Source organism: Agrobacterium sp. DKPNP3, from assembly GCF_052686535.1.
Genome location: NZ_JBQYSN010000015.1, coordinates 60,862 through 75,392, shown reverse-complemented (window position 1 = coordinate 75,392; position 14,531 = coordinate 60,862). Strand labels below are relative to the sequence as shown.

11 protein-coding genes are annotated in these 14,531 nt (G+C 58.7%); 1 reads left to right on the top strand and 10 read right to left on the bottom strand.

Annotated elements, in window-relative coordinates:
- From ACUTJJ_RS06875 to ACUTJJ_RS06845, 7 genes are all read right to left on the bottom strand, one after another.
- On the bottom strand, positions 1-1,567 hold a 1,567-nt coding region (locus tag ACUTJJ_RS06875; RefSeq protein WP_445541738.1), incomplete at its 3' end, for an alpha-D-glucose phosphate-specific phosphoglucomutase.
- 4 nt (positions 1,568-1,571) lie between these two features.
- Positions 1,572-3,014, bottom strand: a complete 1,443-nt coding sequence (gene glgA, locus ACUTJJ_RS06870; RefSeq protein ID WP_445541737.1) for a glycogen synthase GlgA — start codon at positions 3,012-3,014, stop codon at positions 1,572-1,574.
- 5 nt (positions 3,015-3,019) lie between these two features.
- Positions 3,020-4,282 (bottom strand): glucose-1-phosphate adenylyltransferase, encoded by a 1,263-nt coding sequence (gene glgC, locus ACUTJJ_RS06865; protein WP_063947166.1) that lies wholly within the window; start codon positions 4,280-4,282, stop codon positions 3,020-3,022.
- A 21-nt stretch (positions 4,283-4,303) separates the two neighbouring features.
- Positions 4,304-6,511, bottom strand: a complete 2,208-nt coding sequence (glgB, locus tag ACUTJJ_RS06860) for a 1,4-alpha-glucan branching protein GlgB (protein ID WP_144578525.1) — start codon at positions 6,509-6,511, stop codon at positions 4,304-4,306.
- Positions 6,511-8,973, bottom strand: a complete 2,463-nt coding sequence (locus tag ACUTJJ_RS06855; RefSeq protein WP_445541736.1) for a glycogen/starch/alpha-glucan phosphorylase — start codon at positions 8,971-8,973, stop codon at positions 6,511-6,513. The genes glgB and ACUTJJ_RS06855 overlap by 1 nt, the downstream gene beginning before the upstream one ends.
- Positions 8,974-9,447: 474 nt before the next feature.
- Positions 9,448-10,218: a class II glutamine amidotransferase gene (locus tag ACUTJJ_RS06850; protein WP_445541735.1), complete on the bottom strand. Its 771-nt coding sequence runs from the start codon at positions 10,216-10,218 to the stop codon at positions 9,448-9,450.
- Entirely contained in the window at positions 10,219-10,932 is a 714-nt protein-coding gene (locus ACUTJJ_RS06845) for an aspartate/glutamate racemase family protein (RefSeq protein ID WP_445541734.1), read from the bottom strand.
- Positions 10,933-11,098: 166 nt separating this feature from the next.
- Between ACUTJJ_RS06845 and ACUTJJ_RS06840 the strand changes: the two genes are divergently transcribed.
- Positions 11,099-11,560 carry an Lrp/AsnC family transcriptional regulator gene (locus tag ACUTJJ_RS06840; protein WP_080828478.1) on the top strand — a complete coding sequence of 154 codons (462 nt, stop codon included), beginning with the start codon at positions 11,099-11,101 and terminating at the stop codon, positions 11,558-11,560.
- Between the two features lie 7 nt (positions 11,561-11,567).
- On the opposite strand, the gene ACUTJJ_RS06835 is transcribed toward ACUTJJ_RS06840, so the two are convergent.
- From ACUTJJ_RS06835 to ACUTJJ_RS06825, 3 genes are all read right to left on the bottom strand, one after another.
- Positions 11,568-12,560: an aldose 1-epimerase gene (locus ACUTJJ_RS06835; protein ID WP_445541733.1), complete on the bottom strand. Its 993-nt coding sequence runs from the start codon at positions 12,558-12,560 to the stop codon at positions 11,568-11,570.
- Between the two features lie 142 nt (positions 12,561-12,702).
- A complete protein-coding gene (locus ACUTJJ_RS06830) occupies positions 12,703-13,596 on the bottom strand; it encodes an NAD(P)-dependent oxidoreductase (protein WP_445541739.1) in 894 nt (297 codons plus the stop codon).
- A gap of 52 nt (positions 13,597-13,648) precedes the next feature.
- Entirely contained in the window at positions 13,649-14,404 is a 756-nt protein-coding gene (locus ACUTJJ_RS06825) for an SDR family oxidoreductase (protein WP_063947172.1), read from the bottom strand.
- Between the last annotated feature and the right edge of the window lie 127 nt (positions 14,405-14,531).

Genomic DNA, 14,531 nt, shown 5'->3' with positions numbered 1-14,531 from the left:
CAACGGCGATCAGATCGGCGAGTGCTTCCTGCGTTTCGATGCCGTGCCGTGCTGCATCCGGCTCGTAACGCTCGACATAGAGACGAAGCGTGGCGCCGGCGGTGCCGGTGCCGGAAAGACGCAGCACGATGCGCGAGCCGCCTTCAAACAGAATGCGGATACCCTGGTTCTTGCTCACGGACTGGTCGACCGGGTCGTGATAGGCAAAATCATCCGCCGAAGCGACCTTGAGATTGCCGTAGCTGGTGCCCGGCAACGTCGCGAGCTTTTCACGCAGGATGGCCACAAGTGTGTTGGCGGCGTCGACGTCAACCTCTTCGTAGTCATGGCGCGAATAGTAGTTGCGGCCATACTCCGCCCAATGTTTGGTGACGATGTCCTTGACGCTTTCCTTGCGAACGGCAACGATATTCAGCCAGAAAAGCACGGCCCACAGACCGTCTTTTTCACGCACATGGTTCGAGCCGGTGCCGAAACTCTCTTCGCCGCACACCGTGACTTTGCCGGCATCCAGCAGGTTGCCGAAAAACTTCCAGCCGGTCGGTGTCTCGTACATGCCAAGGCCGAGCTTTTCCGCGACGCGGTCCGCCGCGGCGCTGGTTGGCATCGAGCGGGCGATGCCTGAAATGCCGCCAGCATAACCGGGCGCCAGTTTGGCATTGGCGGCAATGATGGCAAGACTGTCCGACGGCGTGACGAACATGCCCTTGCCGACCACCATGTTGCGGTCACCGTCGCCATCGGAGGCGGCACCAAAATCCGGGCCCTCCGGGCTCATGACGTCGTCGTAAAGTTCCTTGGCATGGACAAGGTTCGGATCTGGGTGGTGGCCACCGAAATCCGGCAGCGGCGTCGCGTTGCGGACCGAACCTTTGGGCGCACCAAGCCGCTTTTCGATTATCTCGACGGCATAGGGGCCGGTAACAGCGCTCATGGAGTCGACCACAACCTTGAAACCACCCGCGATGAGCGCACGAATGGCATCGAAATCGAACAGTTCTTCCATGAGGGCCGCGTAATCTGCGACCGGGTCGATCACCTCGACCGTCAGGTCGTCCACCTTGAAGCTGCCGGCCTTGTCGAGGTCGATATCGGCAGCGTCGGAGATTTTGTAGCTGTCGATGACTTTGGAGCGGGCATAGATCGCGTCCGTGATCTTCTCAGGGGCGGGACCGCCGTTGCCGATATTGTATTTGATGCCGAAATCTTCGGTCGGGCCCCCGGGATTGTGGCTCGCGGAAAGCACGATACCGCCGAAGGCCTTGTATTTGCGGATGATGTTGGATGCGGCAGGCGTGGAAAGAATGCCGCCCTGACCGACCATCACCTTCCCAAAGCCGGCGGCGGCGGCCATCTTGATCGCTTTCTGGATGACTTCGCGGTTGTAGTAACGACCGTCACCACCGATAACCAAGGTCTCCCCTTGGAAGCCTTCGAGAGAGTCGAAGATCGACTGAATGAAGTTCTCGGCGTAATTTTCCTGGGCAAAGACGGGCACCTTCTTGCGCAGTCCTGAAGTGCCCGGTTTCTGATCCTGATAGGGCGTCGTCTGAACGGTCTTTATCATTGGTTCAATGGCCTTTCGATATGAGCTGGTTGTAAAGCGCGGCGTAAAGAGCGGCGCTCTTTTCCCAGGAAACATCGGATTTCATTCCGAGTTTCTGCATTTGTGTCCAGAGTTTGGGGTCGTGATAATAACGGACGGTCCGACGGATTGCCTGTTTGAGGCCGTCGAGAGTCACGGGGGAAAATTGCACGCCGGTCGCCGATTTATTGGCGATCGCGGCGTGATTGGCGTCGATGACGGTATCGGCAAGGCCGCCCGTGCGGGCGACGACCGGAATGCAGCCATAACGCAGCGCGTAAAGCTGGGTAAGCCCACAGGGCTCAAAGCGCGAGGGAATGATGATCGCATCGCAGCCCGCCTGCATCAGGTGCGACAGCGGCTCATTATAACCGATGGCAACGCCGACACGGCCATGGTGGCGGGAGGCTGCCGCCAGAAGTGCCCCTTCCAATGCCACATCGCCGGCGCCAAGCACGACGAGCCGCCCGCCGAGGGAAACGACCTCATCCACCGCATCGGCCATGAGATCGATGCCCTTTTGCCAGGTGAGGCGGGAGATGACGCAGAACAGCGGGCTGTCATCATCATCGATCCGGAAATGCTCGGCGACGGCCTTCTTGTTTAACGCCCGGTTCTTGAGGTTGGCTGCGGAGAAATTGTCATGGATCAGGTGATCGGTTGCCGGGTTCCAGACGTTGGCGTCGATGCCGTTGACGATGCCATGCAACACGTGCGCGCGGCTGCCGATGACCCCGTTGAGACCCATGCCGAATTGTGGGGTGAGGATTTCCTCTGCATAGGAAGGGCTGACGGTGCTGAGCGCGGTTGCCGTCTGCAGGCCGCCCTTCAGGAAGCTGACATCGTTGTAATACTCCACGCCTTCCATGCTGAACGCATGGGCCGGCAGGGCAAGCTTGCTGAAGATGTTGGCGCCGAATTGCCCCTGGAAAGCGATGTTGTGGATGGTGAGCAGGCTCGGAATCTCAGGCGTTTCGGCGTAACGCATGTAGACCGGCGCCATGGCGGCCTGCCAGTCGTGCGCATGCACGAGATCCGGGCGCCAGCCCGGAAATTCGCCGGCCGCAATGCGTGCCGCCGCCAGCGAAAGCGCTGCAAAGCGCCTCCAGTTGTCAGGATAATCCTTGCCGGTCTGGTCGAGATAAGGGCCGCCGGAGCGCTCGTAATAGGCAGGCGCATCAAGAATAAGGAGATCAAGCCCCTCGTGCCGCGCTTCGAGCACCTCGGCTTTTTCGCCGAGAAGATCGGTAAATTCGAAACATTTGACGGCATCCGTCACGGCGGCTTTTACAGCCGGGTATCCGGGGATCAGAGTCCGCGTCTTGATGCCAAGCGCTTCCAGCGCGATGGGGAGCGCGCCGGCAACATCGGCGAGCCCTCCAGTCTTGATCAGGGGATAGATTTCGGATGAAACCGAAAGGACATTCATCGGCGCTACAGGTCCAGCTTGTCGATCATCGATTGGGTGATAAGGCAGATGCCGTTTTCAGTACGGCGGAAACGTTTGGCATCCAGTTCTGGGTCTTCTCCTACAATCAATCCTTCCGGAATGACCACGCCATGGTCGATCACGACATTGCTGAGCTGGGCGTGACGCCCGATCTTCACACTCGGCAGTACTACGGCATTCTCAAGGCGTGAGTATGAATTGGCTCTGACGCCTGTGAACAACAGGCTGCGGTTCAGCGATGCGCCCGAAATGATGCAATCACCGGAAACGACCGAAGACACGGCCGAACCGCGGCGGTTCTCGTCATCGTGCACGAATTTTGCCGGCGGGGTGATTTCCGCATAGGTCCAGATCGGCCAGGATTTGTCGTAGATGTCGAGGTCGGGCACGATGTCCGTGAGGTCGATATTGGCCTGCCAATAGGCGTCGATGGTGCCGACGTCTCGCCAGTAAGGGCCATGCTCGAAATCCGAGCGCACGCAGGAATCCGCGAAGCGATGGGCGACGGCTTTGCCATGCTCAACGATATAGGGAATGATGTCCTTGCCGAAGTCGCGGCTGGAGGTCGGGTCGGCGGCATCACGGCGCAGCGCTTCCATCAGGAATTTCGTGTGGAAGACATAGATGCCCATGGAAGCGAGCGCGAAGCCTTCATTGCCGGGAATACCGGGCGGATCGGCCGGCTTCTCAATGAAGTCGATGATCTCGTCTTTTTCATTCACATGCATCACGCCGAAGCCGGTCGCTTCCATGCGCGGGACTTCGAGGCAACCGATCGTCACGTCGGCACCGGAATCCACATGCTGCTGCAGCATGTATTCGTAGTCCATTTTATAGATATGGTCGCCGGCGAGGATGACCATGTATTCAGGCCCATAGGGCTCGATGATGTCGATGTTCTGGTAAACTGCGTCGGCGGTGCCTTCATACCATTGCGTTTCTGAAACGCGCTGGGAGGCGGGCAGGATGTCGAAGCTTTCGTTGCGTTCAGGACGGAAGAAGTCCCAGCCCCGCTGCAGGTGGCGAATAAGGGAGTGCGCCTTGTATTGTGTGGCGACGCCGATGCGGCGAATGCCGGAATTGAGCGCGTTGGACAGCGCAAAATCGATGATGCGGGCCTTGCCGCCGAAATAAACGGCGGGTTTTGCCCGGCGGTCTGTCAACTCCTTGAGGCGGCTGCCTCTGCCGCCCGCGAGGACATAGGCCATTGCATCACGCGCCAAAGGCTGAACTCTTTTTTCCGACATGGTGTCCTCCCTCTGTATGTGTCAGTTTTCCGGTTCGAGCATGATCGTGGCGAGCGGCGGCAGGACGAGCATCGCCCCGATATTGCCGCCGGCATCGACCGCCTGAACGCGTCCGCCATTTCCCTTGCCGCTGCCGCCATAGATTTCGGCATCGGTATTGAGAATCTCCCGCCACCGCCCCGCCTGAGGCAGCGGCACGTAATAATTTTCCCTGTAGACCGGGGTGAGGTTGCAGATGACCGCCACCGGCTTTTCACCAGGCGCCGTGCGCAGCCAGGCGAAGACGGAATTCTCGTGATCATCGACCACAAGCCAGCGGAACCCTTCGGGTTCGCAATCGCGGGCGTGCAGGGCGGCTTTGGACCGATAGGTGAGGTTGAGGTCGCGCACCAGCCGGCGCATGCCCTCATGCATCGGATATTGGCGCAGGTTCCAGTCGAGTGACCCCTTTTCGCTCCACTCGCTCCATTGCGCGAACTCCTGTCCCATGAACAGCAGCTTCTTGCCGGGATAACCCCACATGAAGCCGTAATAGGAGCGCAGATTGGCGAATTTCTGCCAGTCGTCGCCGGACATTTTGGCGATGAGCGAGCCCTTGCCGTGCACCACCTCGTCGTGGGACAGCGGCAGCACGAAATTTTCGGTGAAGGCGTAAAGCAGGCCGAAGGTCAGTTCCTGATGGTGGAACTTGCGATGCACCGGCTCACGCGCGAAATAGCTGAGCGTGTCGTGCATGAAGCCCATGTTCCACTTGAAACCGAAACCGAGACCGCCCTCATGAACGGGCTGCGACACCTTCGGCCAGGAGGTGGATTCCTCGGCAATCGTCATGACGCCCGGATGGGTGCCATAAACAAGGGAATTCATCTTCTGCAGGAAACGCACGGATTCGAGATTTTCCCGCCCGCCATATTCGTTCGGGATCCACTCGCCTTCCTTGCGGGAGTAGTCCAGGTAAAGCATCGAGGCGACCGCATCGACGCGCAGTCCATCGAGATGGAATTTCTCGGCCCAATAGAGCGCGTTGTTGATGAGGTAAGACATCACCTCGACGCGACCGAAATTGTAGATCGCCGTGTTCCAGTCTGGATGAAAACCCTGGCGCGGATCGGCGTGCTCATAGAGCGCCGTGCCGTCGAACCAGCGAAGCCCATGTTCGTCGGTCGGGAAATGAGCGGGAACCCAGTCCAGCAAGACGCCGATGCCAACCTTGTGCGCACCGTTGACGAAACGGGCAAAGCCTTCCGGATCGCCAAACCGTGCGCTCGGGGCGTAGAGACCCGTCGTCTGGTAACCCCAGGAGGGATCATAGGGATGTTCGGTGATCGGCAGGAACTCGATGTGGGTAAAGCCCATATCGGTGCAATAGGGAATAAGCTGCGCGGCGAGCTCGTCCCAACTCAGGAAGGTGCCGTCTTCACGCCGCTGCCATGAGCCCGCATGCACTTCGTAGATGCTGATCGGCTGGCGACGCTGGTCCACCTGCGCCCAATGTTCCCGGTGGGCCTGATCTTCCCATTTCTGCGACAGTTCGGGGGCGGTGACGGATGCATTCTTCGGTCGCAACTCGGCACGGCGCGCGTAGGGGTCCGCTTTCAGCGGCAGCAGCTCGCCATTCGCGCCGAGGATCTCGAACTTGTAGGCGCAACCGGCATAGACGTCAGGCGCGAAGATTTCCCAGATGCCCGTATCTTTGCGGAAGCGCATGACATGGCGGCGGCCATCCCAATTGTTGAAATCGCCAACCACCGAAACGCGCCGCGCATTGGGCGCCCAGACGGCAAAATGGAAGCCTTCAACACCTTCAAGTTTCAGAGGATGTGCACCCATCCGGTCGAAGAGCCGCAAATGCGATCCCTCGCGGACGAGATAATCATCCATCGGTCCGAGAACCGGGCCAAAACTGTAAGGATCGGTCACTGCCCACTCGGCATCATCGCGGGCAGCGCGGTATCGGATCGGCTGGCGTTTCTGGAGGTCGATCGGGCCTTCAAAAAAACCATCGGGATCCAACCGCTTCAATTCGCCGACGAAAGTCCCGTCCAGTGTCAAGACAGAGACTTCCTCCGCACCGGGAATGAAACAGCGGGCAAGAAACCCTTCCGGCGTTTCGTGAACACCGAGAAGGGCGAAGGGGTTGGAATGCAAACCGCTCTTAATCGCCTCGATTTCAGCCTTCGTGATGTCGACAGTCTTTTTCTCTTCGGCCGAATTGAGCGGTTTTTTCATCAGGCTCTCCAGATCTCGGTGGCATATTGACGGATCGTCCTGTCGGACGAGAACCAGCCCATACGCGCCGTGTTGCGCACTGCTTTGGTGTTCCAGCTATCCTGATCGCTCCAGATCGCATCTACTTTGCGCTGAGCCTCGGCATAGGCGTCGAAATCGGCGGCGACCATGAACCAGTCGCTGTTGTAAATGCCGTCGATAAGGGCGGAAAACCGGGAACGGTCGTCGGGTGAGAACACGCCCGACGCAATGGATGACAGCGCCTGCGACAATTCCGCAGACCCTTCGATAATGGCACGGGGATTATGACCATCGGCACGGGCCTTGGCGACATCTTCAGCGGTCATGCCGAAGATGACGATGTTGTCGGCGCCGACATGTTCCAGCATTTCCACATTCGCGCCGTCGAGCGTACCGATGGTGAGTGCGCCATTGAGTGCGAATTTCATGTTGCCGGTGCCGGACGCTTCCATGCCGGCCGTCGATATCTGCTCGGAGAGATCGGCAGCGGGAACCATAATTTCCGCGAGCGAGACGTTGTAATTCGGAACAAAAACCACCTTCAGAAGCCCGCGCACGGCCGGGTCGTTATTGATCACCCGGGCAATATCGTTGGCAAGCTTAATGATCAGCTTCGCGTTGTGGTAACTCGGCGCTGCCTTGCCTGCAAAGAACTTAACGCGCGGCACCCAATCCAGTTCCGGATGCGAACGGATTTGATCATAGAGTGCGACGGTTTCGACAAGGTTCAAAAGCTGCCGCTTGTATTCGTGAATGCGCTTGATCTGGATATCGAACATCGCAGACGGGTCGACGCGGATGCCCATGCGCTGCGCCACCGTATTGGCAAGGCGGACCTTGTTCAGGCGCTTCACCTCGGCGAATTTTTCGCGGAAACCGGCGTCGTCGGCAAAGCGGTCGAGAGCTGTCAGTTTTTCTGCGTCATCGAGGAAATCGTCGCCGATCGTCTCGCGCAGCAGGCTTGTCAGACCGGGATTGCACTGCATCAGCCAGCGGCGTGGTGTGATGCCATTTGTCTTGTTGTTGATCCGCTCTGGATACAGGCTGTGCAGATCGGCAAACACCGTTTCTTTCATCAGATCGGTGTGAAGGGCGGAGACGCCGTTGATGGAATGCGAGCCGATGAAGGCGAGGTTGCCCATGCGCACACGTCTCTCGCCACCTTCGTCGATGAGAGAAATGGAGCGGATCTGCTGGTCCGCCATCTTCTTTTCCTTGCGGGCAAAGAGCAGAGTATTGGCGTTGATCGCATAAACGATCTGCATGTGTCTTGGCAGCAGACGCTCAAGCAGCGGCACCGGCCAACTCTCCAGCGCCTCGGGAAGCAGCGTGTGGTTGGTATAGGAGAAGGTGCCCTGCGTGATCTTCCAGGCTTCCTCGAACTCCAGACCGTGCACATCGCACAGAAGGCGCATCATTTCCGCGATGGAAATGGCCGGATGGGTATCGTTGAGCTGTATAGAGACCTTGTCCGGTAGAGAGGTGAAATCCGGATACTGCTGCAAGTGGCGGCGCAGGATGTCCTGCAGCGAGGCGGAAGAGAAAAAGAATTCCTGCCGCAGGCGCAGTTCCTGGCCGGCCGGCGTTGCGTCCGCTGGGTAAAGAACGCGCGTCAGGCTTTCCGCCTTGTTGCTCTCGCGAAGAGCCCCGATATGGTCGCCGGCATTGAAGGCGGCGAGCAGAATGGGGTCTATCGGCTGTGCCGACCAGAGGCGCAGCGTGTTGACGCGGGTGCCGCGCCAGCCGACGACCGGCGTGTCGTAAGCCATGGCGATGACGCGCTCGGCCGGTTTCCAGACGAAGCGCTGCGGGTCTTCATATCCGCCGATCGTCTCCACCGAGCCGCCGAAGCCGATTTCATAGGAGCTTTCGCGGCGTTCGAATTCCCATGGGTTACCGTGGGCAAGCCAGGTTTCCGGCAGTTCCACCTGCCATCCGTCAGCCATCTGCTGGCGGAAGAGGCCATGCACGTAACGGATGCCGTAGCCATAGGCGGGAATATCAACGGTCGCCATGGATTCCATGAAGCAGGCAGCAAGACGCCCAAGACCGCCATTACCGAGTGCCGCATCCGGCTCCAGCCCGGCGATAACGTCAAGATCGACGCCGAGGGAGGACAGCGCGTCACGAATCTCGTGCATCAGGCCGATGTTGGAGATGGCGTCGCGCATCAGGCGGCCGATCAGAAATTCCAGCGACAGATAATAAACGCGCTTGGAATTGTTGGCATAGGCCTTGCGGGTGGATTCCATCCATTTGTCGATGATGCGGTCACGCACGACGAGGATGGTTGCGGTCAGCCAGTCATGCGGTTTTGCAACCTTAACGTCTTTGCCGATGCGGTAGGTCAGTCGCTCGATGATTTCCGCGGCCATGATTTCCGGGTTGGAACTGCGCGGCGCGGGGCGGGGAAGATCGGCGGCGTTGAGATTATTGATCATTGGTCGGTCAGCACCTTGGTGGGAGGAGAGGGTCTGAGAGGTTGATCCGTATTGCCATTGCTGATGTCAGTTTATGCATCGATATGGAGGCGTGGCAACAGCAATTTTCGCGGAAAGTGGTGTGGGCTAGAATTCTGAAAAATAAGGTTTTTTTCCACGCCCTGAAGGACACAAAGAATGTTCTAAGCCTCCTATCCGCAGTTTGTGAGGCTGTTTGCGTCGGCGCTGCGATGTCTGGCATCGTTCAAAAGAGAATGAGGCTGCAAAAGTTTGAAATGGTTCACCGGTCCTGAAATCTGTTCATTTTATTATATCCATGCACCAGACTGGAAACCGTCCGTGGTTTAGCCGAATGCCTCAACGTACACACTAGCCTTCGCAGCCGCAAAAATTCAATGAAAATAAATAAGCCGCCACGGCGCAAATTGGATGGCGGCTTTATGCTCTTGGCAAAATCGTCTCGGATAAGAATCTCTATTGCAGGAAAAAAGGTGCCGCCGTCATTTCTCCTGCGCGAATCGTCAGGCTGGTGTTCGGCGGAACGGCGCACCAGGGCGTGCAATCGAAGGAGAAAGGCTCCGAGCTGAGCGCGATGCCGTCATCGAGCGTGCGCCAATAGAGCGTCGGCGGCTTGTCGTCGCTCGACCAGCGAAAGGCATGCACGCAGTCGCCATCCATGAGCACGGCGCTGAAGCGAAGCGCAGAGGATACACCTGCTGCGACCATCTTGTTATGGCAGAGCCGCAGCGCCGCCGCGATCGCACGGACGGGATCGGCTTCAAGGCCGAGCCCCGCGGCAATCAGAAAAATGGCTTCGCTGTCGCCGGTGCCGCGCCTGTTTGCATAGAGGTCGTCCGGAATGAGGGAATCGATGTCGCGCCTGATCTGCTCATAGCCGCCGATTTGGCCGTTATGCATGAACAGATATTGGCCATGGGAGAACGGGTGGCAATTGGCGCGGGAAACTTCGCCAGATGTGGCGGAGCGCACATGCGCCATGAACATGCCCGAGCGAAGCTGGTGGCAAAGCGCCGCCAGATTGGCATCCGACCAGGCAGGCCGGGTGTCGCGAAAGACGCCGGGCGTTCCGCGCTCGCCATACCACCCGAGGCCGCAGCCATCGCCGTTCACAACGGTTTTGGCCTCTCTTGCGGCCATGGACTGGCTGACCAGCGATGCTTCGGGCTCGATCAGAAGGCTGTCAAGCCAGACCGGTTTACCGGAATAAGCAAAGAGGCGGCACATTCACGCGGCTCTGTCGAACGCCTTATTCCCAAGCGCGAAGGCGACCGCGGCCTTCGCATGAATGGCTGTCGAATCGTAACCCGGCAGCGGCAGCGCGTTGGGGTCGATCAGCAGGGAAATTTCGGTGCAGCCGAGAATGACGGAATCAACACCCAGCGTGCGGGCTTTTTCGATTACTGCAAGGTAGCGCTCGCGCGAACAGGACTTGATTTCCCCCTGGCAGAGCTCGCCGAAAATGATGTCATGAATTGCAGCCCGGTCATCCGCTTCGGGCACAACGACGTCGATGCCCTGGCGACGCATCCGATCGGTGTAGAAGCCGTGTTCCATCGTGTAACGGGTGGCGAGGAGCAGTGGCTTGCGGCGTCCATCCGCCTTCAGGGCGGCGGCGGTTTCGTCGATAATGTCGATCAGGGCGACGCCTGACATTTTTTCGACCGTGTCTGCGACAAGATGCATGGTGTTGGTGCAGATGAGCACGCAATCGGCACCGGCATTGGCGAGGCGTGCGCCGGCAGCGCCCAGAAGCGCGCCTGCTTCATCCCAGCGGTCAGCCTTCTGAAGGGCGACAACTTCGGAAAAATCGAGCGAATGCATGACGAGATCGGCCGAAACCAGCCCGCCGCGGCTGTCGCGCACGGCCTCGTTGATCATGCGATAATAGGTGGCGGTGGATTCCCAGCTCATGCCGCCAATCAGGCCGATGCGTTTCATCTGTTTCCCCTTATCAAAATTGATTGCGACAAGGATGCCATCGCCGTCACGAAAACGGCGTGCGTTTTTCCTTCGATTTTTAGGCGGAAGTGCAAGTCTGGAGCGGGATGGCCGGTAAATGCGCAAATTTCTTGCGCAAATATGTTAACAGGTGCATTCTTTCCGGATGATTGATGATCGAGACCGCCGAATCCTTGCGATTCTCCAGGAAAATGCGGAGACGCCTCTCGCCGATATTGCCGAGGAGGTTTCCCTGTCGCTATCGGCCTGTTCGCGCCGCATTACCCGGTTGCGCACGGAGGGATATGTGACGGGCACGATGGCGCTGTTGGACCGCCGAAAAATCAATCTGCCGACCACGGTTTTCCTGCTGGTGAGAACGGGCCTGCATGCCGAGGATTGGTTGGACAAGTTCCATGCCGCCGTCAGCACCATACCGGAGATTGTCGAGGTTCACCGCCTGACGGGCAATTTCGACTATATTCTCAAACTCGTGCTGCCCAATGTCGAATATTACGACACCGTCTACAAGCAAATCCTGCGTCGCGTTCAGCTTTACGATATGTCGGCCTATATCTCGATGGAGACGGTGAAGCTGTCGTCATCGCTGCCGACAACGCACATCTGAGCGCTCATCAACGCTTCGTCGATTGGCCGTCGAAACGAAAACCAAAGCGGAAGCTGCGCGTTTCTCCCGGCTTCAATGTTATCGCGTCCGCGAGTTCGGGCTGGTTAAATGCATTGGTGGGCGTTTCCACGGGTTCCAGGGCGATAGAGTGTCGCCTGCCGCGCGCGAGGGTATCGCCGGTAAAGACATGCATATGACCCCGCTCCTGCCATACTGTCAGGCTCGCGCCGCTATTACAGTCTTCCAGCCTTGTTTCGTAGAGCCCGTTTTCGGATGCTTTCAGATCGGTGAAGCATAAATCGAGCACATGGCCTGATAGCGGCGTTTGGACAAAACCAATGTCGTCCCGTTTAACGACAGCGCCTTTTGGGTCACGAAGGGGGATCAGATTTTCGTCTGTTTCGATAATGGTCTTCGAGGGCAGCGTAAGAAGAAGGTCATCGATAGACGTCGTGCCGGGCAGGCGGAAATAGGGATGCCAGCCGGCCGCGAAGGGCAGGGGCTGATCACCGCGGTTGATGCCGCGGATGTCGATGGCAACCTCATGGCCGGAGAAACGATATTCCACCTCGATGGTGAGCCGGTATGGATAGCCCGCAAAATCGGCAGGCCGTATATCGGCGCGAAACAGCAGAATGTGGGCGTCATCCGCCTTGTCGGAATGGACAAGGATGAAGGGCAGGGCTCTGGCAAATCCGTGAAAAACCAGGGCTTCATGGGCAAGTACCGGTTCAATGCGATGGTCCTGCCCGCCAAAGCTAAAGCGACCATCCGCAATGCGGTTGGTGAAGGGGGCGAGAATGCCGTTTCTCACTCCATTCTGCGAGCCAATGTCGGATGGGGTCAGATATCCGTCGATGAGGTTCTCGTTCCCAGCACCGTCTGCAGAGAGGGGGCGCCAGCTCAGGAGCGTCGCGCCCTCGTAGGCAATTTCGGCAGAAAACCCATTCCCGGAAACGGTGACACCGGCAATTCCCGCGCCTGTGGTCGAAATAGTCATCGGGAAATGTCCTCTGCATGTATGTCTGCGGTCATACGGCAAATGCCCTGCCGATTCGCCGATCATCGTCGGTGCGGGACCATTTCGCAATGGGACGGCGCGGCAGTTTCAACAGCCTGCCGCCATCCGATGTTCCCGGGCATCAGCCCGAAAGGTTGCGCTTTGCGCCGCTGAAAAACTCCATCAGTGCAGCTTGGTCTTCTCCGCCAAGTCCGGCTGCCGTCAACATCCGGTGCACCTCGGCGCAGACGGCCGTCAGTGGCATGGCAGTGTTGGTTCGCCGGGCAAGGTCCTGCGCGCCATTCAGATCTTTCACCATGTTATCGATGCGGCCGGTCCGGCGGTAATCCTTTGCTACATAGCGGGGCATATACTCCTGAAGGATGGCGCTGTCGGCGCGCCCGCCCTTTAGCGCCTGCGGTATCTTTGCGGCATCGACGCCAGCATCGAGTGCGAGCTGCGTTGCTTCCGCCACGGCGAGAAAGTTCAGCCCGCAAAGAACCTGATTGATAAGCTTGGTGGTCTGGCCCGCCCCGCAGGGCCCCATATGGGTATAGTTGCTTGCGACATGTTGGAGCACCCGGTGAGCATCGGCCACATCCTTTTCACTACCTCCGGCCATCAATGTCAGTTGCCCGATGAGCGCCTTGGGCGCACCGCCGGAAAGCGGGCTGTCCACCCAGCGCAGGCCTTTACCTGCGGCGTCAGCCGCCAGTTCCTTAGTCGCTTCCGGGTCAATCGAGGACATGTCGATGATGAGCGTGCCGGGTTTGGCGCCGGCCGCCACGCCATCCTTGCCGAAGACTGCGATGCGAACGATTTTCGGCGAGTTGAGGCTGAGGATAACCACATCGGAAGCCGAAGCCGCCTCCGCAGCCGTGCCGGCGCTCTGTGCGCCGAGGTTCGTCAGCGCCGACACCTTTTCCGCGTCGAGATCGAAAACCGTCAGATGATTGCCGGTTTCGATGAGCCGCGTGCCAATAGCGCCGCCCATAGCGCCAGCACCGATCAGGGCGACTTTGTTCTTCTCGCTCATGTTGCTCACGGCATCCTCCCAAAGTGTCGTGGTGTCGTCGGACTGCCGTTTTTTACAGCGAAGCGGTAATGCCGCCATCGACATAGAGAATATGCCCGTTCACGAAGGACGAAGCGTCTGACGACAGAAAAATACACGCGCCGACGAGTTCGTCCACCTTGCCCCAACGACCGGCGGGTGTGCGCTTTTCAAGCCACGCAGAAAAGGTGGGATCAGCCACAAGTGCAGCATTGAGCGGCGTGTCGAAATAGCCAGGCGCTATAGCGTTGCATTGCAAGCCATATTTCGCCCAATCCGTAGCCATGCCCTTGGTCAGGTTGCCGACAGCGCCCTTGGTGGCGGTGTAGGGCGCAATGCCCGGCCGTGCGAGGGCGGTCTGAACGCTGGCGATGTTGATGATCTTGCCGCGGCCTCGGGTGATCATATGGCGCGCGGCTGCCTGACCGGCGTGGAATACCGAGGCGATATTGGTTTGCAGCAGGCGCTCGAAGGCGTCGGCCGGGAAATCCTCGAGAGGAGAGCGGTGCTGCATGCCGGCATTGTTGACGAGAATATCGATCGGACCAACCTCGGCTTCAAATTGATCGATAGCGCTGCGCACAGCGGCATGGTCCGTGGCGTCGAAGGGCAGTGTTTTAGCACCTTTGATCCGGGTGGCGGCGTCATCCAATTTCACTTCGTCACGGCCGTTCAGCACCACGTCCGCTCCCGCCTCCGACAGGCCTTGCGCCAGCGCAAAGCCGATGCCCTGGGACGAGCCGGTGATCAGGGCTCTGCGCCCGGAAAGATCAAACAATTTCAGGCTCACTATTTCCTCCAGTCTCTCCCGGCATTGACCTCATGCCGATTTATGTTATCGATAACATTCATCCGTTTCAGCTCTGAATGTCAAGGCTGAAACGCTTGCCTCCAGTAAGCGGCGAGTGGATGTCCGC

What these genes read in the sequence shown, in the direction of transcription:
- glgA (WP_445541737.1), bottom strand. Translation starts at nt 3,014, where the DNA reads ATGAATGTCCTTTCGGTTTCATCCGAAATCTATCCCCTGATCAAGACT.
- glgC (WP_063947166.1), bottom strand. Translation starts at nt 4,282, where the DNA reads ATGTCGGAAAAAAGAGTTCAGCCTTTGGCGCGTGATGCAATGGCCTAT.
- glgB (WP_144578525.1), bottom strand. Translation starts at nt 6,511, where the DNA reads ATGAAAAAACCGCTCAATTCGGCCGAAGAGAAAAAGACTGTCGACATC.
- ACUTJJ_RS06855 (WP_445541736.1), bottom strand. Translation starts at nt 8,973, where the DNA reads ATGATCAATAATCTCAACGCCGCCGATCTTCCCCGCCCCGCGCCGCGC.
- ACUTJJ_RS06850 (WP_445541735.1), bottom strand. Translation starts at nt 10,218, where the DNA reads ATGTGCCGCCTCTTTGCTTATTCCGGTAAACCGGTCTGGCTTGACAGC.
- ACUTJJ_RS06845 (WP_445541734.1), bottom strand. Translation starts at nt 10,932, where the DNA reads ATGAAACGCATCGGCCTGATTGGCGGCATGAGCTGGGAATCCACCGCC.
- ACUTJJ_RS06840 (WP_080828478.1), top strand. Translation starts at nt 11,099, where the DNA reads ATGATTGATGATCGAGACCGCCGAATCCTTGCGATTCTCCAGGAAAAT.
- ACUTJJ_RS06835 (WP_445541733.1), bottom strand. Translation starts at nt 12,560, where the DNA reads ATGACTATTTCGACCACAGGCGCGGGAATTGCCGGTGTCACCGTTTCC.
- ACUTJJ_RS06830 (WP_445541739.1), bottom strand. Translation starts at nt 13,596, where the DNA reads ATGAGCGAGAAGAACAAAGTCGCCCTGATCGGTGCTGGCGCTATGGGC.